Annotated in this window: 23 protein-coding genes; 10 read left to right on the top strand and 13 right to left on the bottom strand. The window is 66.3% G+C overall.

Features of this window, described 5'->3' with window-relative positions:
- Window positions 1-7: 7 nt before the first annotated feature.
- Window positions 8-520 (bottom strand): ferritin, encoded by a 513-nt coding sequence (locus CETAM_RS00755; RefSeq protein WP_156226629.1) that lies wholly within the window; start codon window positions 518-520, stop codon window positions 8-10.
- A gap of 47 nt (window positions 521-567) precedes the next feature.
- Here CETAM_RS00755 and CETAM_RS00750 point away from each other — a divergent pair, with 47 nt between their 5' ends.
- Window positions 568-1,443 (top strand): esterase/lipase family protein, encoded by an 876-nt coding sequence (locus CETAM_RS00750; RefSeq protein WP_156226628.1) that lies wholly within the window; start codon window positions 568-570, stop codon window positions 1,441-1,443.
- Here CETAM_RS00750 and CETAM_RS00745 read toward each other — a convergent pair.
- Window positions 1,440-2,372: an NAD-dependent protein deacetylase gene (locus CETAM_RS00745; RefSeq protein WP_156226627.1), complete on the bottom strand. Its 933-nt coding sequence runs from the start codon at window positions 2,370-2,372 to the stop codon at window positions 1,440-1,442. The two genes, CETAM_RS00750 and CETAM_RS00745, sit on opposite strands and share 4 nt — an antisense overlap.
- A gap of 155 nt (window positions 2,373-2,527) precedes the next feature.
- Between CETAM_RS00745 and CETAM_RS00740 the strand changes: the two genes are divergently transcribed.
- Both CETAM_RS00740 and CETAM_RS00735 read left to right on the top strand, forming a co-directional pair.
- Window positions 2,528-3,064: a Rib/alpha-like domain-containing protein gene (locus tag CETAM_RS00740; protein ID WP_156226626.1), complete on the top strand. Its 537-nt coding sequence runs from the start codon at window positions 2,528-2,530 to the stop codon at window positions 3,062-3,064.
- Between the two features lie 235 nt (window positions 3,065-3,299).
- Window positions 3,300-4,346 (top strand): NAD(P)-dependent alcohol dehydrogenase, encoded by a 1,047-nt coding sequence (locus CETAM_RS00735; RefSeq protein WP_156226625.1) that lies wholly within the window; start codon window positions 3,300-3,302, stop codon window positions 4,344-4,346.
- A gap of 36 nt (window positions 4,347-4,382) precedes the next feature.
- Here CETAM_RS00735 and CETAM_RS00730 read toward each other — a convergent pair whose 3' ends face one another.
- Window positions 4,383-6,068, bottom strand: coding sequence for an FUSC family protein (locus CETAM_RS00730; RefSeq protein WP_231587532.1), 1,686 nt, complete (start codon window positions 6,066-6,068; stop codon window positions 4,383-4,385).
- A gap of 255 nt (window positions 6,069-6,323) precedes the next feature.
- On the opposite strand from CETAM_RS00730, the gene CETAM_RS00725 reads away from it, so the two are divergent.
- On the top strand, window positions 6,324-6,881 hold the full coding sequence (locus CETAM_RS00725; protein WP_156226623.1) for a TetR/AcrR family transcriptional regulator: 558 nt from the start codon (window positions 6,324-6,326) through the stop codon (window positions 6,879-6,881).
- Here CETAM_RS00725 and CETAM_RS00720 read toward each other — a convergent pair whose 3' ends face one another.
- The 3 genes from CETAM_RS00720 to CETAM_RS00710 are packed head-to-tail and all read right to left on the bottom strand — an operon-like array spanning window position 6,882 to window position 11,217.
- The gene (locus tag CETAM_RS00720; RefSeq protein ID WP_156226622.1) at window positions 6,882-9,128 is read right to left on the bottom strand and encodes a cytochrome P450; all 2,247 of its coding nucleotides are present in this window, start codon (window positions 9,126-9,128) and stop codon (window positions 6,882-6,884) included.
- A gap of 45 nt (window positions 9,129-9,173) precedes the next feature.
- Window positions 9,174-10,328 carry a serine hydrolase domain-containing protein gene (locus CETAM_RS00715; protein ID WP_156226621.1) on the bottom strand — a complete coding sequence of 385 codons (1,155 nt, stop codon included), beginning with the start codon at window positions 10,326-10,328 and terminating at the stop codon, window positions 9,174-9,176.
- 58 nt (window positions 10,329-10,386) lie between these two features.
- The gene (locus tag CETAM_RS00710; protein WP_156226620.1) at window positions 10,387-11,217 is read right to left on the bottom strand and encodes an SDR family NAD(P)-dependent oxidoreductase; all 831 of its coding nucleotides are present in this window, start codon (window positions 11,215-11,217) and stop codon (window positions 10,387-10,389) included.
- Window positions 11,218-11,455: 238 nt separating this feature from the next.
- On the opposite strand from CETAM_RS00710, the gene CETAM_RS00705 reads away from it, so the two are divergent.
- Complete coding sequence (locus tag CETAM_RS00705) at window positions 11,456-12,151, top strand: aspartate/glutamate racemase family protein (protein ID WP_156226619.1); 696 nt, start codon at window positions 11,456-11,458, stop codon at window positions 12,149-12,151.
- 33 nt (window positions 12,152-12,184) lie between these two features.
- Window positions 12,185-13,663, top strand: coding sequence for a succinic semialdehyde dehydrogenase (locus CETAM_RS00700; protein WP_231587531.1), 1,479 nt, complete (start codon window positions 12,185-12,187; stop codon window positions 13,661-13,663).
- Here CETAM_RS00700 and CETAM_RS00695 read toward each other — a convergent pair.
- From CETAM_RS00695 to CETAM_RS00685, 3 genes are read right to left on the bottom strand one after another with little or no spacing between them, the layout of a single operon-like run.
- A complete protein-coding gene (locus CETAM_RS00695; RefSeq protein ID WP_156226618.1) occupies window positions 13,660-14,202 on the bottom strand; it encodes a DUF4334 domain-containing protein in 543 nt (180 codons plus the stop codon). The genes CETAM_RS00700 and CETAM_RS00695 overlap by 4 nt on opposite strands.
- 23 nt (window positions 14,203-14,225) lie before the next feature.
- The gene (locus CETAM_RS00690) at window positions 14,226-14,534 is read right to left on the bottom strand and encodes a monooxygenase (protein ID WP_156226617.1); all 309 of its coding nucleotides are present in this window, start codon (window positions 14,532-14,534) and stop codon (window positions 14,226-14,228) included.
- A gap of 20 nt (window positions 14,535-14,554) precedes the next feature.
- Window positions 14,555-15,034, bottom strand: a complete 480-nt coding sequence (locus CETAM_RS00685; protein WP_156226616.1) for a MarR family winged helix-turn-helix transcriptional regulator — start codon at window positions 15,032-15,034, stop codon at window positions 14,555-14,557.
- A gap of 110 nt (window positions 15,035-15,144) precedes the next feature.
- Here CETAM_RS00685 and CETAM_RS00680 point away from each other — a divergent pair, with 110 nt between their 5' ends.
- Both CETAM_RS00680 and CETAM_RS00675 read left to right on the top strand, forming a co-directional pair.
- Window positions 15,145-16,074 carry an aldo/keto reductase gene (locus tag CETAM_RS00680; protein WP_156226615.1) on the top strand — a complete coding sequence of 310 codons (930 nt, stop codon included), beginning with the start codon at window positions 15,145-15,147 and terminating at the stop codon, window positions 16,072-16,074.
- A gap of 13 nt (window positions 16,075-16,087) precedes the next feature.
- Window positions 16,088-17,203 carry an SDR family oxidoreductase gene (locus tag CETAM_RS00675; protein ID WP_156226614.1) on the top strand — a complete coding sequence of 372 codons (1,116 nt, stop codon included), beginning with the start codon at window positions 16,088-16,090 and terminating at the stop codon, window positions 17,201-17,203.
- 149 nt (window positions 17,204-17,352) lie between these two features.
- Here the strand turns inward: CETAM_RS00675 and CETAM_RS00670 are convergent, their stop codons facing one another.
- The gene (locus CETAM_RS00670; RefSeq protein ID WP_231587530.1) at window positions 17,353-17,583 is read right to left on the bottom strand and encodes an Rv0909 family putative TA system antitoxin; all 231 of its coding nucleotides are present in this window, start codon (window positions 17,581-17,583) and stop codon (window positions 17,353-17,355) included.
- An 805-nt stretch (window positions 17,584-18,388) separates the two neighbouring features.
- Here CETAM_RS00670 and CETAM_RS00665 point away from each other — a divergent pair.
- Together CETAM_RS00665 and CETAM_RS00660 are read left to right on the top strand one after the other, a co-directional pair.
- On the top strand, window positions 18,389-19,195 hold the full coding sequence (locus CETAM_RS00665) for a hypothetical protein (RefSeq protein WP_156226613.1): 807 nt from the start codon (window positions 18,389-18,391) through the stop codon (window positions 19,193-19,195).
- Window positions 19,196-19,236: 41 nt separating this feature from the next.
- On the top strand, window positions 19,237-20,193 hold the full coding sequence (locus CETAM_RS00660; RefSeq protein ID WP_156226612.1) for a caspase family protein: 957 nt from the start codon (window positions 19,237-19,239) through the stop codon (window positions 20,191-20,193).
- A 72-nt stretch (window positions 20,194-20,265) separates the two neighbouring features.
- On the opposite strand, the gene bsaP is transcribed toward CETAM_RS00660, so the two are convergent.
- The 3 genes from bsaP to CETAM_RS00645 form a co-directional block, all read right to left on the bottom strand.
- Window positions 20,266-20,505, bottom strand: coding sequence for a biotin synthase auxiliary protein BsaP (bsaP, locus tag CETAM_RS00655; protein WP_156226611.1), 240 nt, complete (start codon window positions 20,503-20,505; stop codon window positions 20,266-20,268).
- On the bottom strand, window positions 20,505-21,518 hold the full coding sequence (gene bioB / locus CETAM_RS00650) for a biotin synthase BioB (RefSeq protein ID WP_156226610.1): 1,014 nt from the start codon (window positions 21,516-21,518) through the stop codon (window positions 20,505-20,507). Before bioB ends, bsaP begins: the two co-directional genes overlap by 1 nt.
- A gap of 78 nt (window positions 21,519-21,596) precedes the next feature.
- The gene (locus CETAM_RS00645) at window positions 21,597-22,682 is read right to left on the bottom strand and encodes a baeRF3 domain-containing protein (RefSeq protein ID WP_156226609.1); all 1,086 of its coding nucleotides are present in this window, start codon (window positions 22,680-22,682) and stop codon (window positions 21,597-21,599) included.
- Between the last annotated feature and the right edge of the window lie 104 nt (window positions 22,683-22,786).

The following is a 22,786-nucleotide window of genomic DNA, read 5'->3' as shown; positions in this document are numbered from 1 at the left end:
GCGGTGACTACTGGGTCGGGGTGGCGGGTGTGCGCTCGGCGCCCAGGCGGGCGTCGATACGCAGCAGGCCCGAGCCGTCCTCCCCGACCAACTTCAGCTGGTCGATGATGCCGGAGACGGAGTCCTCCTCCTCGATCTGCTCGTTGAGGAACCAGTTGATCAGGGTGCGGCTGTCGAAGTCCTGCACCTCCTCGGCGATGCGGGCGAGGTCCCGGATCATCTCCGAGACCTTCCGCTCGTGCTCGAGCGCATAGCTGAACGCGTCGAGCGGGCTGGACACACTCAGCCCGGGGCTCTCCACCGTGCCCAGCTGCACGCGGCCGCCGCGGGCGAGGATGTGGTCGGAGATCTTGCCGGCGTGTACTCGTTCCTCGTCGGCCTGGGCGGCCATCCACGTGCTCATTCCGCCGAAGCTCAGGTGGTGGAGGTCGTAGGAGAGTTGGGTGTAGATCAACGCTGCATGATGCTCGGCGGTGACCTGCCTGTTGAGGGAGTCCAGGAGTTTCTCGGGAATCTTCATCCCTCCATGCTAGGCAAGGTTGTGGGCCGTGTCACTAGGGTGGGGACATGGCCAATCACTACCTCGCCGAACTGCAGAAGGACATCTCCGAAAAACTGCACCGACTGCTCCCGACGAAGGAAGCGGACGCGGAGAGGCCACCGCGACAGGCCACCAAACCTGATCTCCCCCTGACCGCCCGGTTGCCCCCTCGCGGGCACATCGAGGACGACTGGCGGGCCCGCCCCACCGCCGAACGTCCGTGGCCGGTCGTACTCATCCACGGCACGGGTGACACCAACGGAATCTGGCAGGAACTGACCCTTGACCTGCGGAAGGACGGCTGGGCCGTGTTCGCGCCCGAATTCGGCAACCGTTGCACCGCGGGAGTCGAGGAATCCGCCGAGCAGGTCGGCGCCTACATTGACGCGGTCCTGGCCGTCACCGGGGCGGAGCAGGTGGTCATCGTCGGCCATTCCCAGGGCGGCGTGCTCGCCCGTTACTGGATGCGGCTTCTCGACGGCGCGCCCAAGGTCCGCCACCTCGTCAGCCTCGGAGTCCCTCACAACGGCACCACGATGGGCGGAATGCTGTCGTCGATCACCACCACGAAAACAGGCGAATCGATGATGAACTCCATCGTCCAGTCCTGGTTCGGCCCCTCCGGATTCCAGCTGATCACCGGCCATCCGCTTCTCGACGACCTCAACGCCGACGGCCCCACCGAACCCGGCGTCGGCTACACGAACATCGCCACCAGAAACGACACGATCATCCAGCCCACGGAGACCTGTTTCCTCTCCTCCGATGACCCGGAGGCGGACATCACCAACATCCTGCTCCAGGACGTCGAGCCGAAGGCCCTGGTCCTGCACATCGACCTGCCCGGCGACGCCCGGGTCCGGTGCCTCGTACGGGAGGCCCTCGACGCGATTGCGGTCTAAACCCCGAGGGCGTCGAGAAGCGAATCGAAGGCCGGCGCCACCGGGGTGCGCCACAGAACGTCCACGCGGGTGTCCGCACGGCCGGGGCCACCGTTGATGACCGCCACCGGCTTGCCCTGGCGCTGCGCGTCGAGGACGAAACGGTAACCGCTCATCACCGCCAGCGAGGAACCCACCACCAGCAGCGACGCCGCGTGGTCGAGCATGTCGTCGGCCTGCTTCCTCCGCGCCGGCGGAACCGGTTCCCCGAAGTACACCACGTCCGGTTTCAACCGCCGGGACCCGCAACGGATGCAGCCGACCATGCGGAAACGCTCCACCGCCTCCTGCGGCAGGGTGACGTCACCGTCCGGATTGACCATTGAGGGATCCAACGCAATGGACTCCTGATACCCGGGGTTGGCGGCCTCAAGACGTTCGTCGAAAAGGTCACGATCCTCCCGCTGACCGCAGTCCAGGCACATGACCGTGGCCAGATCCCCGTGCAGATGCAGGAGATTCTCCGAGCCGGCCGCGCGGTGCAGACCATCGACGTTCTGCGTGACCACCCCACGCAGGAATCCCGCGCGCTCCAGCTCCACCAGGGCATAGTGGGTGCGGTTCGGCTCCGCCACGTACATCTGCCGCCACCCGACGAAGGACCGCGCCCAATAGCGTTGCGACGCCGCCGGATCATGACTGAACTCCTGGTACGTCATCGGCCGTTGCCTGCTCAGCGAACCACGCGGTCCCCGGTAGTCGGGGATGCCGGAGTCCGTGGACACCCCCGCGCCGGTGAGCACCAGGACAGGGCCCCGGTCGAGCTGCTCGGCGACACGTTCCAGGGCCTCCACCGGCGGGGTCGGCACGGCTGTCTCCTCAACGACACGGGCGATCGACCGCAGGGCCGAGCGGTGGGAATCGTTGACGGCGGGATCGGTGAAGCTCACGCGGGCAAGTTTACGTGGGACTCCGCCGACGGGACAGCCCCGCAGTCGCCCGGGTGTTCGTGGTGGTGGCGCCCGGTGCCGCAGTGTCTGCGTATGGTTCTCGTGGCTGCACCACCCGGTGCGGCGTTGATTTTTGTCATTAGGAGCTCGTGCAAGTGCTTCCCAGAAAACTGTTCTCCGTATTTGTCGCCGCCGCCGTCAGTGGCGCTCTCCTGGCTGCGCCGGCCACAGCGGAACCGACCCATCAGGTGGTCGAGCAGACTGATGCAGACAAACACACGGTGACTTACCACTGGATCTACGTGATGCACGGCGAGACCGCCACCTCCACTCCCGTGGAGGGGACCGATCTTCCGGCCGGCACTGTCGTCACGTTCGCAGACGGCGCTGCCGTGGAATCGCTGCGCGCAGAGGGGTGGGACATCTCCCTCACCGACAACGTCCTGTCCGTCACCCCGCCGGTGACCGTTGACGGCAGCTTTGAGATTCCGCTCCTCGTCACATATCCGGACAACTCCACGGAGACCGTGTCGGCGGAGATCAGCGTGGACTATTACGTGGACATTCCCGACTGGGTCCACTCCACCGCCACCGTGATGGCCTCGTCTGAGCCGCTGTGGGGCCCGCATTACTCCCCCTTCGAGCAGTCCTCGGCTTTCAAGGCCCTGGATGAGTCCTCCCGTCAGGATTAGCTGACAGCCGGGCCCGCGCCACCCGGGCTAAAGGGCGCGACCTGAACTACGCGATCCCGCTTCCATGTATCCAAACCCACACATGAAGGCGGGATCGCGCCGTTGAGATCGCGCCCTTTATGCAGCCCCAATTGAATGACATTTCCATCAGGAAATACCTCTGGAACACACCTACCCTGGGAAGGGCCAGCACCCGACCGGGTGCCCCGCGCAATCATCTGAAGGAGCATCACCCATGAAGGCCGTCGTCCACACCGGTTACCACACGTTCCCCTCCCTCAAGGAGGTGGAGAAGCCCGCCCCCGGCCCCGGTGAGGTTCTGCTCAAGGTCGCCGGCGCGGGCGCCTGCCATTCCGACGTGGCCATCTTCCACGAGTTCGATGAGGGCCTGAACCCGCAGATGGACCCCGAGTTCATCCTCGGTCACGAGAACTCCGGCTGGATCGAGGAGCTCGGCCCGGGTGTAGAGGGCTTCGAGATCGGCTCCGCCCACCTCGTCTACGGCCCCGTCGGCTGCGGCCACTGCCGCGCCTGCACCCGCGGCCAGGACACCTACTGTGAGAACGCCGCGAAGATGCCTTACGCCGGCATCGGCCTGGGTCGTGACGGCGGGATGGCGGAGTACCTCGTCGTCCCCGCCCGCAACCTGGTGCCGCTCGGTGACGCCGATCCGATCGACGCCGCCCCGCTAGCCGACGCCGCGCTGACCCCCTACCACGCCATCAAGCTCGCCCTGCCCAAGCTCAACGGCGGCGGCAAGTCTGCCCTGGTCATCGGCCTGGGCGGGCTGGGTCTGATCGGTGTGCAGATCCTCAAGGCGCTGACCGGCGCGACCATCATCGCCACCGACATGAAGGAGGAGGCGATGGCCGAGGCCGAGAAGCTCGGTGCGATCACCGTGAAGGGTGGCGAGGGCCAGGTTGAGCGCATCCGCGAGATCACCGGCGGTAAGGGTGCTGACCTCGTCCTCGACTTCGTGGGCGTCGGCGCGACCGTGACCACCGCCATGAAGTCCGTGGCGCGTCAGGGCCGCGTGAGCATCGTGGGCATCGGCAACCTCTCCCCCTACGAGTGGGCCTTCCTGACCACGCCTTACGAGGCCGAGCTGGTCAACACGTACTGGGGCACCGTCGAGGAGCTCCACGAGGTCGTCGACATGTACAGGGCCGGCCAGATCGTCCCGCAGGTCACCCGTTACTCCCTGGACGATGCACTCGAGGCCTACCAGGCCCTGGTCGACGGCAAGATCGCCGGCCGTGCCGTCATCGTGCCGCACCAGTAGACACCCGCTTATCGACGCCCCGTCTCCCCGCCCAACCTAGAGGCCCGGGAGGCGGCGTTCCTCTTCAGCCACGCCCCGGTACTCAGCGGCGGTGCGTACCCGGCCGCCCAGCACCGCGATCTCCTCCATCGACATGGATCGCTGTGGGTGCGCCGCGGCGGAGTCGAGCAGCCCGTAGCCTGCCAGCTGCACGGCGAGGTGGGTGCTCCACCTTTCCTCCGCCAGGTCGGGGTAGTTGTTGGCCAGGGACTGGGCTGCCCTACGTTCGCCGAGCAGCTCATACTGCAGGTCGCGCTGCTGTGCCAGGGTGCCCGAGGGACTGCTCGCCAGGAGGGCGCCGAGGAGTGAGCCCATGGCGTCGAAGGTGCGCCCCACCAGCCAGGCGTGGTGACGCGGTGCGGAGTTGGGGAACCACACCCACAACAGCAGGATGCCGAAGATGACCGAGATGAGCATCTCCCAGGAGCGGGAGGCCACCACCTCCATGAGGGGATCCGCGACAGAGTTGCCCATGAGCAGGGCGAGCGGGGTGGTGAAGATGACCGCGAAAGCGTAGTTGCGGACCACGAAGAACTCCGCGAGGAACTGGCACACCGCCAGCGCCAGGAGAAGGGTGACCCCCTCGACCTGCAGGAGATGGAAGACGGCGAACAGACCGATGCCCAGGGCAGAGCCGACCAGGCGGTGCAGGCCCCGAATGGTGCCCGGCGTCCGGTCTGGCCCCCACTGCAGGATGAGCAGGGCTGAGACGATCGCCCAGTCGGGCCGGTCAAGACCGACGGCGATGCCCACCACGCCCGCCAGCAGGGTGGCCACCAGGATCCTGCCCGCGGTGAGGGAGGCGTGGCTGTGCGGGTGCATCGACCGGTAGAGGCGGTAGAGAACGGTCGGCCGCGCGTGCGGGATGGCGGTACGCGAGAGATCGATGTCCTTCGGGGTGTCCGTCAGGTTCTCCACGGTTCCGTCGTTGACCAGTGACAAGCTGGCGTTGACCAGCCGGTGATGGGCGGCCAGGGTGCGGCGGACCAGTTCCTCCTGGCGGTGGTCGACCACCTGACCGCCGCGGAGCACACCGGCGTCCGCGAGCATGCCCCAGGCGGTGGTCAGGGCGGTCATCGCCTGATGGTTCTTCCCCACCGCCGGCTTGGGTGCCGCAACGAAGTCGTCGACGGCCTTCTCCAGCACGTGGACCGCCTGTTCCTGGGGACGCCGCGCATTGAACAGTGCCGGCGCCATGCCGATGACGACGCCGGAGACGACGCCGACCAACGCCCAGGAGCCGACCTCAACCGGGCTGAGCCCGAGGCGGGCGACCATCGTCGAGCCACCGGCGACCATGACGATGAAGAAGGATCCGGGAGGGTTCAGACGCAGCGCGTTCTGGATGAATCCGCCGAAGGTCGCAATCAGCGAGGTGTAGACCGTCGCCAGCATCAGCCACCAGTGGGATCCCCCGTCCGCCATGTTCTGCCACATGTAGGAACCGACGAAACCACCCACGGTGGCGCCGGCGGCGATCAGCAGGCCCGCGGTGAGCATGACCCGCCACCGGGTGCGGAAGGGGTGGCCCTCGCCGTAGATGACGGTGAAGCCGCCGGCGGCGATCAGCAGCATCTCATTCTCCAGCCCGAAGGCCAGGGCGATGAGTCCGGGGATCGTCAGCGCCAGGGCCGCCCGGAGCGCACCGGGCCAGCGGGGACCGGTGGAATTGTAGGCCGTCAACAACTGCCAGGCCCGTGGCCGGGCGGGTAGCGGTTCCGTCTCCATATTGGCGGTTTCGGTGTGGCGAGGGGTCATTCCCGGGCCGGGCTGTGGTCGGCCCGATCGGCCTGCCGACTCTTCTTCCGGACGTGGATCAATCACCAGATGCTCCCCCTCAGTTATATGCCACCTGCCATTCTATGATCCATTGTTGTGCCAGGGGGCCGGTCGCCGGGCGCTACGCTGTCATGGACGCACCAGGAAAGGAGCGCACCGATGAACCTCAGGGACCAGCAGGCCGCAGAAACCCGCCAGCGATTCGTGGACTCCGCTTTCGAGTTGTTCTCGCAGCAGGGCTACGGGGCGAGCAGCATGAATCAGATCGCCAAGCTGGCCGGGGGCAGCCGGGCGAACCTCTATCTGCACTTCCGGAACAAGCCCGACCTGGTCCTGGCGAAGATGCGGGCCATCGAACCGGAGATCACGGGCCCGTTCCGGGAACTGTTTGAGCCGGAGCGGCATGACGGGGCGTCGATACGCCTGTGGCTGGAGCGAATGCGGGACCTGTTTCTGGAGTTCAAGGTGGAGTTCGCGGCAGTGGAGCAGGCGATGGCCGAAGACGAGGAGGTGGCGACCGAATGGTTGGGGATGATGCGGCGGATAGGCCTGACCCTGCCCGGCCTGGCCGAGGATCAGCAGCGCATGCAGGACTTCATGGCGCTGCTGATGAGCCTGGACCGCAACTACTACTTCCTCTACGTGCGCGGACTGCGGGAGAATGAGGACCTCGTGCTCGAGGCCCTCACCCGCCAGTGGCTGACACTGTTTCCCTGACTAGCGCTGGAGCACCAGCTTCCCGCAGCCGCGGGAGGCGCGGGACACGCAGATCATCATCGTCTCGGAGGCCTCCTGCTCGTCCGGGGTGAGGATCGAGTCGCGGTGGTCGACCTTTCCTCCCAGGACCGGGGTCTCGCAGGTGCCGCAGGTGCCCGTCCTGCAGGATGAGATCACGGGCAGTCCGGCCTCGGCGGCGGCGTCGAGAATGCTCTCCCCGGCGCCCACGGCCACGGTCACTCCCGACTCGGTGAACTCGACCTCGAAGGCTTCGTCGGCGTAGTCGCGGGTGATCACCTTCGGGGCGAAACGCTCGAGACGCAGGCTGTTCTTCGGCCAGTGCGCGGAGCCGTTCTCCACGGCCTGGAGCAGCCCTTCCGGGCCGCAGCAGTAGATGAGGGTGTCCTCGGCAGCGTCGCCGAGGATGCCCGGCAGGTCGAGGTGGCCGAGTTCATCCTGCGGAACCAGCTGCACCTTCTCGCCGTAGGCAGCCAGTTCCCCGGTGAAGGCCATCGAGGAACGCGTCCGGCCGCCGTACACGAGCTGCCAGTCGCGCCCGGCACGCTCGGCCTCCCGGACCATGGCCAGGATCGGGGTGATCCCGATGCCGCCCGCGAGGAAGAGGTACTTCCCGGATTCGACGAAGCGGAAGTTGTTGCGCGGCCAGGACACGGTCACCGCATCCCCCGCACGGAGCCGGTGCGCCGCCACTGAGCCGCCCCGGCTCTCCAGCTCACGCAGAATGCCCACCCGGTACATCGAGCGGTCCTCCGGATCACCCGAGAGGGAGTACTGGCGGACCAGTTCCTCCCCGTCCGCGCCCGTGAGGTGCAGGTCGATGTGGGCACCGGGCTTCCATTTCGGCAGGTCTCCGCCATCAGGGTGCGCCAGGGTCAGGGAGATGACGCCGCCGGCTTCCTCCCGGCGCTCCGCCACCGTGAGATTCAGGGTGCGCACGGTCTGCTGCTGGGAACGTTCTACGTCCGCGAGGTCCCAGTGGACGTTGAGGGAGCGGCGCGCCGGCATGAGGGCGAAGCGCACGAAGTCGACGGCCTCCGGGTCATCCACGGTGACCGAGGGGAGACGCTCGTAGAGCACCTCCAACCCGGTCGGCCCCTGCACGCGGGCGAGGGGATTGCCGAGACACTTATGGCGTCCGGTGGAAAATCCCAGGTGGTCGCGGGGATCAGGGCGGTGGATGTCGAACTCCAGCGGGCGTTCGACGTAGTCGGGATCGGTGTTGGCGGACGTCAGGGCGATGAGGATGCGGTCCCCTGCCTTGATCTCGGCGCCCCCGATCTCCACGTCCACGTTCGACAACCGGGACGTGAACGTCGAGGAGTTGCGGCGGCGGATGGTCTCCTCGAAGACGCGGGTCCACAGCTCGGGCTCGAGGATCGCGTCCTCCCTGGCCTCCGGGTGCGCCTGCAGGAAGAGGACGGCGTTGGCCATCGCCTGGGCGGTGGTGTCCGTGCCGGCGGCGGCGAACTCCGTCAGGTGGATGGCGATCTGGTCCGCGCCGAGGACGTACTCGCCGTGCTCATCCTTCTGCGAGGCCATCATGGAAATCAGGTCGCGTTCGTCGGACTCCCGACGGGTCTCGATGAGCTCGCGCAGCTGAAGATTGGATTCCACGTAGCGTGCCCACACGATGGAATGCTCCGGCTCGGAGACCGGCTCGTGGGCCGAGGAGAGGACGTGGAAGAAGTCGTCGCGCAGCTGCTTGACGAAGTCGGCGTACTCGTAGCCCAGGCCCATGTGTGCGAGCAGGGTCTGGGTAGTCAGCTCGATGCAGTAGTCCTCGAGCAGGTTGCCCTGGCCGTTGTTCTCGAAGGAGTCGATGATGCGGTGGGCACGCGCCTCGATCTCCGGTTGCAGGGCCTGCATGTCCTCCTCGAGGAAGCCCAGCTGGGCGACGCCGCGGGCGACGGTGTGCCCGTCCGGGTCTGATCCGAGCAGCACGCGGGACATGAGCTCGGAGGAGATCGTGTCCTGGTGCGCCTCGGGCACGTCCATGCTGGCGGAGTTCGCGGTGGACGAGAAGCTCTTCCAGTCGGAGAGGACCCGGACGGCGTCCTCGTGCCGGGTGATGATCCACGCGTTCATGTGCGGGTAGAAGAACGTCGGGGTGGTCTCGCGGAAAGCCTCGAGGTACTGGGCGGGATCAATGTAGTAGGCGTCGGCCATGGCGTCGAAGTTGTGGGCGACGGGGCACTTGCCGGTCGGCGGGGCCTGGAGGGAAGTCATGGTGGGTCAGCCTTTCGGGGAAGGAGGCAGGCAGGGGTCCGCAGATCAGACGACTGCGGCGGAGACCATCGTGGAGAGTTTCTGGAATCGGGCGACGTTGAGGCCCTCGTCCATCACGCCCGCGGACAGGAACACGAAGGTGACGTCGAGGACCGGGTCGACCCAGAACAGGGTGGAGCCGGCGCCGTTGTTGCCGAACGCCTCGGGGGAGGTGAAGGGGCCGAAGAAGTTGGGCACGGGGCCGGTACCGGAGAGAATTACTCCGAGACCGATGTTGCCCTTCGGGGCCTCCCAACCCATCTGTGTGTTGACCATGGTGTAGAGGTCATTCATCATGTCGCCGGTCTGGAGGGTGGTGGCCTGCTCGATGACGGTCGGGGCGATGAGCTGCTCGCCGTTGACCTCGCCCTTGCGACGGAGCATCTCGACGAACTTGAACACGTCGTCCACGGTGGAGGTCGCGCCCACCCAGGGCAGCTCCGCATCCTCGGTGATGACCTCATTGAGGCCCTCGATGTCCTCGGGACGCAGGAATCCCTCCTCATCCACATATGCCTTGATGGGAACTGCGCGGTCCTGGTTCTGCTTCGGCAGACCGAAGGCGGTGTCCTTCATGCCGAGGGGCTCGAAGATCATCTCCCGCGCCATGTCGCGGAAGCTGTCGTGGCCGTAGGCGCGGCGCACCATCTCGCCGATCAGTGCGTGGTTGATCGCCGGGGAGTAGTTGACCTGGGTCCCCGGATCGTGCACCACGTCAACGCTGCCGAGAGCCTTGGCTACATCGGGAAGCAAGCGGCATTCCGTCAACGGCAGGCCCGGGTTCGGGGTGGCGGGCATGCCGGAGGTGTGGGTCAACAGGTTCCACAGGTTGATCCTGTCCTTGCGGAGCATGTGGAACGGGTCGGTTCCGAGGAATTCCGGGATGATGTCAATGACGCGGGTGGACAGGGCGAGCTTGCCCTCACCCAGTGCACGGTAGGCCAGTGCATTGGTGAATGCCTTGGTCAGGGAGAGGATGCGGTAGATGTCATCCTGCTGGGACGGGCGTCCGGTGGCACGCTCCGCGAAACCGTAGGTTCCCTGCAGCGCGATTTCACCGTGCTGGGCGATGATGACGTTGACGCCGTCATAGTCGCCGCGGTCGATATCGGCCTGGATGGTCTCTTCGATACGCTTGAGCTGTGCGGGGTTGAAAGCCATGGGACGTTGTCTTCCTTAAGATTTCGGGGATGGTGGGGATCCGGTTGAGGGGTGAGGTTTAGGTGAGGTAGGCGCCGCCGGACGGGGAGAAGACCTGGCCGGTGTAGTGGGCTCCGGCATCAGAGGAGAGGAACACCAGCGTCTGCGCGACCTCCTCGGGTTCCGCCAGGCGTTTGAGGGGCTGGAGCGACAGCAGCGCCTGGACGTGGTCATCGCCGGACTGGTTCATCATGGCGGTGTTGATGCCGGCCGGGGCCAGCGCGTTGACGCGGATGTTGAAGGGGGCCAGTTCCCCGGCGTTGGAGCGGGTCATACCGACCACCGCTGCCTTGGACGCCGGGTAGTAGGCCGGCATCGGCAGGGAGACGAGTCCTGCGATGGAGGCGAAGTTGGTGATCGCTCCCCCACCGGCCGCCTTGAGCAGGGGCACCGCCGCGCGGGTGGTGTAGAAGGTGCCGTAGAGGTTGATCTTCATCACGCGGTCGAAATCCTCGTCCGGGATCTCGCCGAGGAACTCCGGCGCGAAGGGCTCGCCCTTCTTCATGGCCTCGACCATGCGGTGGTTGATGTCGTCCACCCATTCCACGGCCCGCCTGTTGGGCACGCTGACTCCGGCCGCATTGACCAGCGCGTGCAGTTTGCCGTGGTTCTCTCGGATCCGGTCAAATGCCTCGTTGACCGCTGCGGAGTCGGAGATATCCAGGCCAATGGCGGTGACCTGCGGCTGATCCCGGAACTCCCGGTCGAGGTTGTCCTGGGAAATGTCCATGGCGTAGACGGTGGCGCCCTCCCGGACAAAGGCCCGGACGGTGGCCAGGCCCATCCCGGAGCCGGCGCCGGTGACTGCGGCGATCTTGTGTTCCAGGGCGGGGCCCGTGGTGAGAGTCATGACATGTCCCTTCGTTGACTGTGCGATGTGACACAGTCAACCGTTTCGCTGGACAGGTGTCTAGCGTGGAGGGTCGGGAAATTTTCCCCCGCAGGTCACCCACTGTGAGGCCACCCACATCCGGGGGCAATGAGGGTGCACGGTCACCTTCCCCGGCCCCGCCCCGCCACCACCCCCTGCACAAGCCGTCCCATTCAGGCCGAAGTCCAGGTCCGGACGGAAAACCTATCCTGGGACCATGAAGAAACTCGGCCTCATCGGCGGAACCGGACCCGAATCGACACTCATCTACTACCGGCGCCTCCACGAGAGCGTGCAGAAGGCGGCCGGCGAAACGGTCATCCCTCCGATGACCATCGAGAACCTCAGCGCCTTCCGGGTCTTCGAGTACCTGGAGCAGGGGGACGTCGAGAAGCTCCACGACTACCTCCTCGCGGGCATCAACAGCCTCGCGGCCGCCGGCGCCGAGTTTGCGGCACTCAGCGCGAACACCACGCACATCGTCTTCGACCGCCTGCGGGAATCCTCTCCACTGCCGCTCATCAGCTCGATCGACTCGACCCGACGTGCCGTCGCCGAGTCCGGCGCGAGGTCCGTCGCGTTGCTGGGCACCAGGTTCACCATGGTCAATGACTTTCTCGCGGGACCGCTGCGGCAGGACGGCGTGCACGTGGCGATCCCGGACGACGAGGAGATCGCGTACATCCAGGAGAAGATCGCCACGGAGCTGGAACTGGGGGCCGTCAAGGCGGAGACCCGCGCGGGATTCCTCCGGATCATCGACCGACTCATCGCAGACGACGCCGTTGAACTGGTCATCCTCGCCTGTACCGAACTGCCGATCCTCTTCCCCCCGGGCACCCTGCCGGTGCCGGGACTGGACACCATCGACCCGCATGTCGAAGATCTCACCCGTGAGATCCTGCGGAGGTAGCCGACGCACGCAACCATGACGAAGATGGGAGGCATGACCACGCTGACCGTCACCTCCCCGGCCACCGGATCCCACATCGGTGACGTCCCCGTCCATTCCGCCGCCGACACCTCCGACGCCTTCTCCCGCGCCCGACTCGTCCAGCCCGCCTGGGCCGCGACGCCCGTCGCACAGCGCAGGAAGATCATGCTGTGCCTCCATGACCTGCTGCTCGAGCGGCAGGCCGAGTTCCTGGACGTCATCCAGGACGAGACCGGCAAGAACCGCGCGAGCGCCTTCGACGAGATTCTCGACGTCGCCGTCACCGCCCGCCACTACGCCCACGCCGCCGCGCGCCTGCTCACGCCCCGCCGGGTCCGCGGGGCGGTGCCCGTGCTCACCCGCACCCACGTCGAGCGCGTCCCGGTGGGCGTGGTAGGCATCATCTCCCCGTGGAACTACCCGCTCGCCCTGGCGCTTTCCGACGCCATCCCGGCGCTCCTCGGCGGCAACACCGTCGTGCTCAAGCCGGACGAGAAGACCCCGTTCACGGCCCTGCGCGCACTCGCACTCCTCGAGGAGGCCGGCCTGCCCCGCGATGTGATGCAGGTGCTCACGGGCCGGGGCGTGGTCACCGGCCAGGCGGTCGCGCAGGAATGTGACTACCTCATGTTCACCGGCTCCACCGCCGTGGGGCGCCGATTGGCCGCGACCGCCGGGGAGAGGCTCATTGGTTTCTCAGCCGAGCTGGGCGGCAAGAACCCGCTCATCGTGGCACCTGACGCCGACGTCGCACGCGCCGCCCGCGGGGCTGCCACGGCCTGCTTCACCAACTCAGGCCAGCTGTGCATCTCGATCGAGCGGATCTACGTGCACCACGATGTCGCCGACGAATTCCTCACCGCCTTCATTGCCCACACCGAGGCCATGAATATCGGCCGCGGCCGCGAATGGACGCTGGACATGGGTTCGCTGATCTCCGAGGAACACAAGCTCAGAGTCGCTGCGCTTGTCCACGACGCCGTCTCCCGCGGCGCCACCGTCCTCACCGGCGGCCGGGAGCGAAGCGATCTGGGACCCGCCTTCTACTCCCCCACCATCCTCACCGACGTGCCTTCCGACGCCAGGCTCTTCGGCGAGGAGACCTTCGGCCCCGTCGTCGCGGTGGAGGTCGTGGACAACATCGACGAGGCCGTGGCAAGGGCGAACGAATCCAGCTACGGGCTCAACGCCTCGGTGTGGGGTTCGGTGCCGACCGCACGGAAGATCGCCTCCCGCCTGCAGGCCGGCACCGTCAACATCAACGAGGGCTTCGCCGCCGCCTGGGGTTCCCTCGACGCACCCATGGGCGGGTGGAAGCAGTCTGGCGTGGGCCGACGACACGGCGACGTGGGCCTGCTCAAGTACACCGAGGAGCGGACTGTCGCGGTCCAGCGGATGCTGCCGCTCAGCGGGCCGTCGTCGATGCCGCGCGAGCGTTATGCGCAGGTGATGTCGACGGCCCTGCGCTACGGCCGGGTGATGCTGCGTTAGCGGGCGGAAATCTCGCGGCGCAGCAGAAAGAAGAAGGGCTCGGACAGGCCGCGCAGGTCCATCAGGCCGAGGAGGGTGTCGGCGTCGAGTCGGCGGAAGTGGTCGTTGATGGGCTGGGAGTCGTAGATCATCGTCGCCGTGGCCACCCCCCGGTAGACGACCATGCGCAGCCGCGCCTTCGGCCGGCCGGTCTTCAGCAGCGGCAGGCAGAGTCGCCCGGCCGCGACCACCGCCGGGTGATGCGCGAGCCGGGGGAACCTCAGCGCCAGACGCACGGGGATGACGGCCGGCTCCACCCCAAAGAGCTCTCCGTTGTGGGCGAAGATGAGCGGGGCCACCCCGTCCGCGGAGGAGAAGCGTTTGCCGTGCCAGCCGTAGGCGCCCAGCAGCCCGTCGAGCGGGTTGCCGGTGGGCGACTCGGAGCCGGCCCACCGGCCGTACATCTCCTCGATGCCCACGGCCGGGAGGGCATCGAAGATCTCCAACGCACGGGCCGGGGTCACGCCGACTTCCAGTTCAGCGATCACCTCACCGGTCATGGGGTTCTCCCGGCAGGGCCGGGTCAGCGTTCCAGCAGCGCGTGGTCGACGCGGGAAAGACCCTCATTGACCTCGTAGGCCGTGGCGGTGATGTCGGTGATGCCGAAGCCCGCCAGGCGGGCGGTGTGCTTCTCCACGTAGGCCCGGGCGCTGGCCTCATCGGCGAAGAGGTAGACGCCGCCGGCGACCTCGCGCTGCGGATCCTCGGTCCAGACCTTCCAGACCAGACCCTCCTGACCGGCGATGTCATCTGCCAGGTCGGCGTAGGCGGCCTCGGCTTCGGGGCCGAAGGGACCGGTGGACGGGAACTCGAAAACCAGGAGCTGTTTCATGGGTCCAGATTACGGAAAAATCAGCGCGCCGGCCCCGGAGCGTCGACCGCCTCGACGATACGTGCTGCGGCCGCACCCAGGGCGGCGACCTGCTCGGGAGACAGACCGTCGAAGACGTACGCCCGGACCGCCTCCACGTGGCCGGGGGCCGCCGCGGCGACCTTAATTTTCCCGTCATCCGTGAGCTGGGCCAGCGTGTAGCGGCCGTCGGCGGGGTCCGGGATGCGGCGCACCCAGCCGGCTTTCTCCAACCGGGTGATCACGCGGGAGAGGTGCGGCAGTTTCATGTTGGCCACCACCGCCAGTTCACTCATCCGCACGGAGGCGTCCGGGGCGATGGAGATCTGTGAGAGGGCGTTGTATTCGGCGAGCGAGACGCCGGCGTCCTCGCGCAGCTGCGCGTCCAGCCGGACCGGCAGCCATTCCAGTACGGACCAGAGGGAGAGCCAGGTGTCCATCTCGCCCGGGCTGAGCCAGCGCGGCGTTTCCGAGGGGTTCATGGAAGGAATCATAGCGCATGACTTTACGCTTCAAGTTGACACGTAAAGTCAACCGGCTTAGGGTCGGCCTTATGCGTCAAACCATGACGGATCCCATCAAAGGAGCAGTTATGTCCCTTCCCCAGATCACCCTTCCGCTCGTCCTCGGCGGCAACACCTTCGGCTGGACCTCCGACCGCGAGACCTCCTTCGCCGTCCTCGACGCCTTCGTGGCGGCAGGTGGCACGCTCATCGACACCGCCGACCTCTACGCCGTGTGGGCCGGCGACGGCACGGGTGGCGACTCCGAGCGGGTCCTGGGCGAGTGGTTCGCCGCCCGCGGCAACCGCGACCGGGTCGTCCTGGCCACCAAGATGGGCGGCCTGGCCCCTTATGACAACCAGCAGCACGACTCCGTCGTCGCCGCGCTCGACGCTTCGCTGAAGCGCCTGCAGACCGATTACATCGACGTCTTCTACAGCCACTACGACGATGAGAACGTCTCCATCGCCGACCAGGCCACCACCTACGACTCCCTGGTCACGGCCGGCAAGGTACGCCACATCGCGCTCTCCAATTACACCCCGGAGCGCATGCGCGAGTGGTTCGAATACGCCACGGCCAACAATCTGACCGTGCCCGCGGCCATCCAGACGCAGTACAACCTCCTTCACCGCAGGGACTTCGAGGAGTCCTACCTGCCGCTCGCCCGCGAGTACGGTGCCGCCACCTTCCCCTACTTCGCGTTGGCCTCCGGCTTCCTCACCGGCAAGTACCGCTCCGCAGAGGACCTCGAAGGCCGCAACCGCCAGGGCTTCATGGCGGGTTACGCCACCGCGGAGGGCTTCGCGGTCGTGGACAAGCTCGTCGAGGTCGCCGAGGCCCGCGGCGCCGAACCCGCCACCGTCGCGCTCGCCTGGCAGCTGGCCAAGGGCGTCACCGCACCGATCGCCTCGGCGTCGACACCCGAGCAGCTCCCGGCACTGGTCGCCGCCCCCACCCTCCAGCTGACCTCCGACGAGGTCGAGTCCCTGGACACCGCCTCCCAGCCCTTCGCCTGAGACAGGAACACACATGACCCTCAACGACAACACCCCGGGCCTCGGCCTGACTGAACTCCCCGACCCGGACGGCACCGTCCTCGTCGTCGGCGACGCCGGCCTGATCGGCAGCTACGCCGCACGCCAGTACGCCCGCCAGGGTTGGCCCGTGCACGGCATCAGCCGCCGAGAGCTTCCCGACGCCGAGTGGACCCACCACAGCGCCGACCTTCTCGACGCCGCCGCGCTCAGCGATCTCATCTCCACCACCGATGGCCTGCGCGACACGACGCACCTGGTCTTCGGCGCGTACGTCGAGAAGCCGAGCGACCCGGAGCTCATCGAGGTCAACGACGCCCTGCTGCGCAACACCCTCGACGCACTGCAGGCCGCCGGCGCACCGCTGAGGCACGTCACCCTCTACCAGGGCGGCAAGGCCTACGGCCATCACCTCGGATTCTTCAACACCCCGGCCAAAGAGTCGGACCCGCGCCTGATCGCCCCGCACTTCTACTCCACCCAGGAGGACATCCTGCGGGCGCGGGCCAGCGAAGGCGGCTTCGCCTTCACCGCCCTGCGGCCGGAGGGAGTCACCGGCTACGCCACCGGCAACCCGATGAACCTGCTGCTGGTGATCGGCGTCTACGCCGCGATCTCCCGGGAGCTCGGCCTGCCGCTGCGCTTCCCCGGCACCCGCGCCGCCTACGAGGTTCTGTACCAGACCACCGACGCCGAGTTGCTCGCCCGGGCGACCGTCTGGGCCGGCTCCTCCGGGCAGGCCGCGAACGAGATCTTCAACGTGAACAACGGCGACCAGTTCCGCTGGGCGCAACTGTGGCCGCGCTTCGCGCAGCACTTCGGCATGGACTACGCCCCGCCGCAGCAGATGTCGCTGGCTGAAGCCATGCCGCAGCACGCGGCCGTGTGGGAGCGGCTGGTCGAACGCCACGGACTGGTGGACACCCCCTTCGACAGGCTCGTCGGCTGGGGCGTGGGTGACTTCCTCTTCCACCACGAGGCGGACAACATCACCTCGACCGTGAAGGTCAGGCAGGCCGGCTTCGCCGACGCCCTGGACACCGAGACCAGGCTGCTCCAGCTCTTCGACCGCCTGGTCGAGGACAAGGTGCTGCCGCCCTTCGACGCTTAGCCCGGATGTCAGGATCGGGCTGAAGTTTCTCCGGCAACCGCCCAGCAAGGGAGGCCAGGGATAAGACCCGGTCCGATCCTGACATCAGCCCGCACGACAAGACGCCGACCCCTCACCGGGGTCGGCGTCTTCAACGTTCGTGGGGGTTTCTAGAGCGCGGGGTCGGGGTCGGCCTGCGGATCGTCGCCGGCCTCGGCATCGACACGGTTGTCCCCGCCCCCGCCGATGCGCTGGTCGGCGGCATCGCGGGCCTGGGAGATCTGCCCGGCCTTGTCCTCGCCGAAACGGTCGGTGGCGTGCTGCACCGCCTTGTCCAGCAGAGCGTCGGTCTTCCCCTCGTCGGCGAGGAACTCGCGGGCCTTGTCCCTGGCACTGTCCATGATGCCCATTGTCATCGGTCCTTCCGGTCGTTGAATACTGGTGACTCCGAATGTAGTCCTGACTTCGACGGGCAGACTTTTCTTCAGGAAGTCGACGACCTTACACACCAGCTTCTTGCTGGCGGCCCTGTTCGGATCCTGGGCACGGTCGGGCAGAACCGCCCGATTTCCGCGAACCATTGACGCTCATTGGAACCGGGACTAGCGTAATAGCTAATACTTTTGTGGCCGATAGCACCTATTCTTCTCCGCCTTACGCTCCATAAGGAGGCCCCCTTGTTCGAGGAGGCAGAAGATCCCGTTGACAACAGAGCGGCTCGCAGCGAGAGCGAGTGGCTTTGCCCTAGTTCTTCGTCAAAGAATGCCACCCTGGTCCTGGGAATAGTGCAGCCGGACGGAACGATTGCTTATCTCCGTGATCGTTTGCCCGTCGATCCTGTCCAATTGGTGCCTACTCCCGATGGGCGGGCGCCCGAACAGCGCATGCGGTTTGCATCCTCCTGCGAGACGACCGGCTGCCGTCAGTGGAAGAACGGTCGATGCGGGGTCCCGGAAGGGTTCGCCAGCGTAGTTCAGGAAGTCGGAAACTACAGCTCACGTCGGAGTCTGCCCCGTTGTTCGATCCGGGCGGACTGTCGCTGGTTCCATCAGGAAGGTTCCTCCGCATGTCAGATATGCCCTCTGGTCGTGACCAGAGGGGATTTTCCCATCAACAGTCAGAATTCGGAAGGTGAGTGAAATGAGCACAAGCAGGAGCGTTGGAAGCCGATTCGCTGTAGATCTTGGGGAGGTGAAGCTACCGGAGGTGATCGAACGTCGCGTTGAATCGGAGATCCAGGCTGCCGTGCTGCGTGGCCTGTTCGATGCTGATGCCAGTGGCGCCCGTCGGTACGATTCCCCGTTGATCAAGAAATTTCCGGGAGGTCTCGCGGGCTTTTTCCTGGGTGACGGCACAGGATTCCCCTGGCCGGAGCTGCCGACCGATGAATTTCCGCCCTTAACCCCCAGCGATCACACGGTCATCATCCGAGCGATCATGGAGAATGCATTCGCGGTGATCAAACATCTCGACGATCCCAGGAGCCGGAAACCGGACGGGGCCGAGGTCCTGCGCGCCGCCTTGAAGGTGGGAGGCATCGCAGATTGGGTCAAGGACCTGATCTCTGCGGTGTTGTCCGTTCTCGAGCAGATAGATGCCCAGCGAGGTAATGAGCCGGCTGCTGCCCGTCGGGCGGTCGACGATCTGCGCGACCGGCTCCAAGGCCTCCCGCTGGACCGCAAGATCGAGCTCCTACGCGGCGAACAGGGACGATACCGTTCCAACGACGGCATGGCGGAAGGCATGGAGCTGGCTGCCTCGATTCTGGAGGACGGGGCCTCCACCATCTACAGCGCCGATTTCCCCTTCAACCGAATGCTCACAGAAGGAAGCGGTGCCAGAAAACCTTCGCTGGGTGCCACTGCAGACGCCGACGGCGTCGGAGGAGTCGCGGGCGCACTTATCGGCACTCCGATTGCAGGTGTTGGCGCCGGACCCGGTGCAGTTGCAGGCGGGGCTGCAGCTTCGGCCGCGCAGATAATCACCGACTGTATCCTCTGGATTTTCGACTGATTAGGACACCTGAGACGGTCACGGAAAGAGGTTCCGACATTATGGTCTCCGCGCAGGCGCTGCACATCGGACTGAACCGGGTCGATCCCGCCGCTTACGCGGGCTGGGAAGGTCGTCTGCAGGCATGCGAGAACGACGCCGCAGCGCTACATTCCCAGACAAGTGGACGTGGCTACAACGCCCAGATCCTCCTGAGCGAGGACGCAACGTCCGGAAGAGTCTTCGGCATCCTCAGCGAGGCTGCTCGGACGCTGGTCGCGGGAGATATCTTCGTGCTCACCTATGCCGGTCACGGAGGCAGATTCGCGGACCTCAGCGATGACGAAACCGACAGCATGGACGAGACGTGGCTGCTCTACAATCGAGAAATTCTGGACGATGAAATACATCAGGCCCTGGCGGCGTTCGCTTCAGGTGTCAGAGTGGTCGTTCTGTCAGACAGCTGCCACAGTGGAACTGTCATCAGAAGAATGCTGGAAGAGCAACGTTGGCACACGCCACGGGCGGCTCCGTCATGGGTCCAGACACAGGTCCTTGAGCTGGACCGTCAGCTCTACGACGCTGTGAGACGTCGGACTCCCCGGCCGGAGGAGCTACCGGTCTCTGCGAGCATCCTGCTCATCTCGGGAAGCCAGGATGACCAGTTCTCCATGGAGGGTGACCAACATGGCGCGTTCACCGAAGCGGTCCTCGCCACTTTGAACGACGGAAACTTCAACGGTGATTACCGGGCGTTGCATGCTGCCACTGTCGCCGGCCTTCCCCCGGATCAGGTGCCCAACTTCTTCCAGGATGGTCGGCCGTGGCCTGAGTTTGCTGCCCAGAAACCCTTCACGATCCCTCCTCCAGCGGGCTCCACATCCCTCGGTGGTTCACAAGGCACCAGCGAGAAGATGTCTCCGACCGTGAAGGTGACCCTCACCATCGAAACCGCCGTTACCGACCTGACGGCACTACTGGAGGAATTCCTAAAGACGGGGGAAAAGGATCAAGCCTGATTCCGGGTGCGGCGTGCTGCCACGATGGTCCACCAGCCCAGCCCAGAGACAACACAAGGCAACGAGGGTGCGTCAGCGCTCGAACAGCACCGAATCCAACTCCCCGTGGCGGGAGCATTCGGCGAGCCAGCCCGAGGGCCTGATTTGGACCTTCATTCGTCGGCCGCAGAGCTGGCAGTAGCGCGGCGGTTCCAGGCCGGCGGCCGCCCCCACGGAGAGCGCCCGCTCCCCGTCGACACCGATCTGCGCACCCGTATTCGGGTGGAAGGCCGGGGCCTCACCTGCGGCGGCAGCCGCTGCGAGTTCGCCCATCAGATGACCTGGCCGACGGCCTTGATCGGGATGCGCAGTCCGTCGAGCATGTCGAGGTCCTCCTCCATGGGGCGGCCCAGGGTGGTCAGGTAGTTGCCGACGATCAACGCGTTCGCGCCGCCAGCCAGACCCTTCTGCACGCCGAGGTCTCCGAGGGTCAGTTCGCGGCCGCCGCCGAAACGCAGGGTGGCCTTCGGCATGGCCAGCCGCAGCATGGCGGTGGCCTTGAGGGCCTCGGCGGCGTCGATGAGCGGGCGATCAGCGAAGGGGGTGCCGGGGCGCGGGTCGAGGAAGTTGATCGGGACCTCTTCGGGTGCGAACGCGGCGAGCTGGACGGCGAACTCGGCGCGCTGCGCGAGGGACTCGCCCATGCCGAGGATGCCGCCGGAGCAGACCTCGATGCCGGCGTCGCGGATCATCTCCAGGGTGCGGTGGCGATCGTCCCAGGTGTGGGTGGTGGCCACGCGTGGGAAGAAGGATCGTGCGGACTCGAGGTTGTGGTTGTAGCGCTTGACTCCGACAGCCTTCAGGCGGTCGACCTGCTCCCGGGTGAGGATCCCCACGGACACCGAGACGTGGATATCCACCTCCGCGTAGACGGCGGTGACGGCCTCCTCGAGCTGTGCCATGAGGCGCTCGTCCGGACCCTTGACGGCGGCGACGATGCAGAACTCGGTGGCGCCGGATTTCTGCGTCTGCTTCGCGGCCTCGACGAGCTCGGCGACGTCGAGCTGCACCGAGCGCACGGGGGACTCGAAGAGTCCCGACTGGGAGCAGAAGTGGCAGTCCTCCGGGCAGCCGCCCGTCTTGAGGGAGATGATCCCCTCGATCTCGACCTCCTCGCCGCACCAGCGCAGACGCACCTGGTGTGCGAGGTCGAGGAGCTCGGGGAGGTGCTCGTCACCGAGTTCGAGGACCTGAAGAAGCTCCGGCTCCCTGAGGCCCTCCCCCTTCTCCAGGGCGGTGGCGCGGGCGAGGGCGAGGATGTCGGACACGGGTGAGGCTCCAGTCATTGAACAGCGTTTAATGGATTGGAGCCGAGTGTAGCGAACCCCACTGAACACCGTTCAGTGGGGTTCGGGCGGGGAAAGCTAATAGCGGAAGATCGCTCCGGCGGCGTGGTTGCCCGGCAGTTCGGGCACGACGTCGATAGCGCCACGATTAGCCAGGGTGTTGGCGATGGCCGCGTCGAGTTCATCGGCGCGCGCATCCTCGGTGAGGGCACGTTCCGCCAGGACCAGAGTGGCCACCCGGCCGGCGGCGGAGTCGCTGCCGATCAGGCCGGGATCATTGGTCGCACGCCCGGTGCCGAGGGCCTCGCCGAGACGCTCGAGGGTGGCTTCGTGTCCACGCTGCCCTGCGGCCGCAGCGATCGGCCAGGCCTTCTTGTGCAGCTGTGCGTCGGAGAGGTCACTCGGGGAGCCGGGGACGATGTCCTCGAGCACCTTCACGGTGGTGATGTGCTCGGCGATGGCCCCGCGATATTCCTCGAGGGTGGCCAGGATCAGCGGGCGGTGATCGTTGGTGAAGAGGGCCTCGAAGCCCTTGCTCACCTGCTGGAGGAAACCGTTGCGCACGTTGTAGTCCCGGGGGCCCTGACCGTGAGCGGCGGAGGTCTGGGAATACTGCCGCGTGATCTGCGGCTCGCGGGTGTTCACGCCCTCAGCGTCCTCGTCCGAGGCGGGGATGTCCCCCAACGGGAGTTCGGTGATGGTCGCACGGTCACCCTCGAAGATGCGGACCTTGCCCCGGCCGACGGCCAGGAGCAGGAACTCCTGATCCTCGGTGAACAAGGGCAGGATGGGGCGCAGGTTGGGGTGATCGCCCACGGTGACGGCGGGGACGAAGTCACGGTCGGTACGGAAGTGGCGGACACCGTCCGGGGAGGCAAAGATCGCCAGGCCGTCGACCTGCTCCTGCCAGAATCTCCGTGAGTCGGCGAGCGACTGAACGGGGGCGAGCAGGGCGTCGGCGTCGGTGTCCGGGTAGCGCTCGGCAAGTTCCTTGCGTGCCTGCTCGAGCAGCGGACGGAGTCGCTGGGAATCAGAGAGGGTTTCCGCACCACCACGGTGGGTGGGGATCACGATGGATACCGTGGGCCCCGGCTTCGTGGCCAGGTCACGGAGAGCATCATGGCGGACAGGATCCGAGTCGGTGATGATGTTCCTGGTATTCATAAATCCACTCTACGGAGCACATAGCCGTGTCGCGGGAAGTTTTCCAATCCGTGACCTGATGATCCTGCCCAATCACCGGCGGCACGCATGAGAGTGGATAGGTT

Source organism: Corynebacterium comes (assembly GCF_009734405.1).
GTDB classification, from domain to species: domain Bacteria; phylum Actinomycetota; class Actinomycetes; order Mycobacteriales; family Mycobacteriaceae; genus Corynebacterium; species Corynebacterium comes.
Note: the sequence above shows the minus strand (reverse complement) of the source record. Positions and strands in the feature narration are given on the sequence as shown.

Excerpts from the sequence above, each read along its gene's own strand:
- CETAM_RS00755 (WP_156226629.1), bottom strand. The coding sequence starts at position 520 with ATGAAGATTCCCGAGAAACTCCTGGACTCCCTCAACAGGCAGGTCACC.
- CETAM_RS00750 (WP_156226628.1), top strand. The coding sequence starts at position 568 with ATGGCCAATCACTACCTCGCCGAACTGCAGAAGGACATCTCCGAAAAA.
- CETAM_RS00735 (WP_156226625.1), top strand. The coding sequence starts at position 3,300 with ATGAAGGCCGTCGTCCACACCGGTTACCACACGTTCCCCTCCCTCAAG.
- CETAM_RS00725 (WP_156226623.1), top strand. The coding sequence starts at position 6,324 with ATGAACCTCAGGGACCAGCAGGCCGCAGAAACCCGCCAGCGATTCGTG.
- CETAM_RS00720 (WP_156226622.1), bottom strand. The coding sequence starts at position 9,128 with ATGACTTCCCTCCAGGCCCCGCCGACCGGCAAGTGCCCCGTCGCCCAC.
- CETAM_RS00715 (WP_156226621.1), bottom strand. The coding sequence starts at position 10,328 with ATGGCTTTCAACCCCGCACAGCTCAAGCGTATCGAAGAGACCATCCAG.
- CETAM_RS00710 (WP_156226620.1), bottom strand. The coding sequence starts at position 11,217 with ATGACTCTCACCACGGGCCCCGCCCTGGAACACAAGATCGCCGCAGTC.
- CETAM_RS00705 (WP_156226619.1), top strand. The coding sequence starts at position 11,456 with ATGAAGAAACTCGGCCTCATCGGCGGAACCGGACCCGAATCGACACTC.
- CETAM_RS00700 (WP_231587531.1), top strand. The coding sequence starts at position 12,185 with ATGACCACGCTGACCGTCACCTCCCCGGCCACCGGATCCCACATCGGT.
- CETAM_RS00695 (WP_156226618.1), bottom strand. The coding sequence starts at position 14,202 with ATGACCGGTGAGGTGATCGCTGAACTGGAAGTCGGCGTGACCCCGGCC.
- CETAM_RS00690 (WP_156226617.1), bottom strand. The coding sequence starts at position 14,534 with ATGAAACAGCTCCTGGTTTTCGAGTTCCCGTCCACCGGTCCCTTCGGC.
- CETAM_RS00685 (WP_156226616.1), bottom strand. The coding sequence starts at position 15,034 with ATGAACCCCTCGGAAACGCCGCGCTGGCTCAGCCCGGGCGAGATGGAC.
- CETAM_RS00680 (WP_156226615.1), top strand. The coding sequence starts at position 15,145 with ATGTCCCTTCCCCAGATCACCCTTCCGCTCGTCCTCGGCGGCAACACC.
- CETAM_RS00675 (WP_156226614.1), top strand. The coding sequence starts at position 16,088 with ATGACCCTCAACGACAACACCCCGGGCCTCGGCCTGACTGAACTCCCC.
- CETAM_RS00670 (WP_231587530.1), bottom strand. The coding sequence starts at position 17,583 with ATGGACAGTGCCAGGGACAAGGCCCGCGAGTTCCTCGCCGACGAGGGG.
- CETAM_RS00660 (WP_156226612.1), top strand. The coding sequence starts at position 19,237 with ATGGTCTCCGCGCAGGCGCTGCACATCGGACTGAACCGGGTCGATCCC.
- bsaP (WP_156226611.1), bottom strand. The coding sequence starts at position 20,505 with ATGGGCGAACTCGCAGCGGCTGCCGCCGCAGGTGAGGCCCCGGCCTTC.
- bioB (WP_156226610.1), bottom strand. The coding sequence starts at position 21,518 with ATGACTGGAGCCTCACCCGTGTCCGACATCCTCGCCCTCGCCCGCGCC.
- CETAM_RS00645 (WP_156226609.1), bottom strand. The coding sequence starts at position 22,682 with ATGAATACCAGGAACATCATCACCGACTCGGATCCTGTCCGCCATGAT.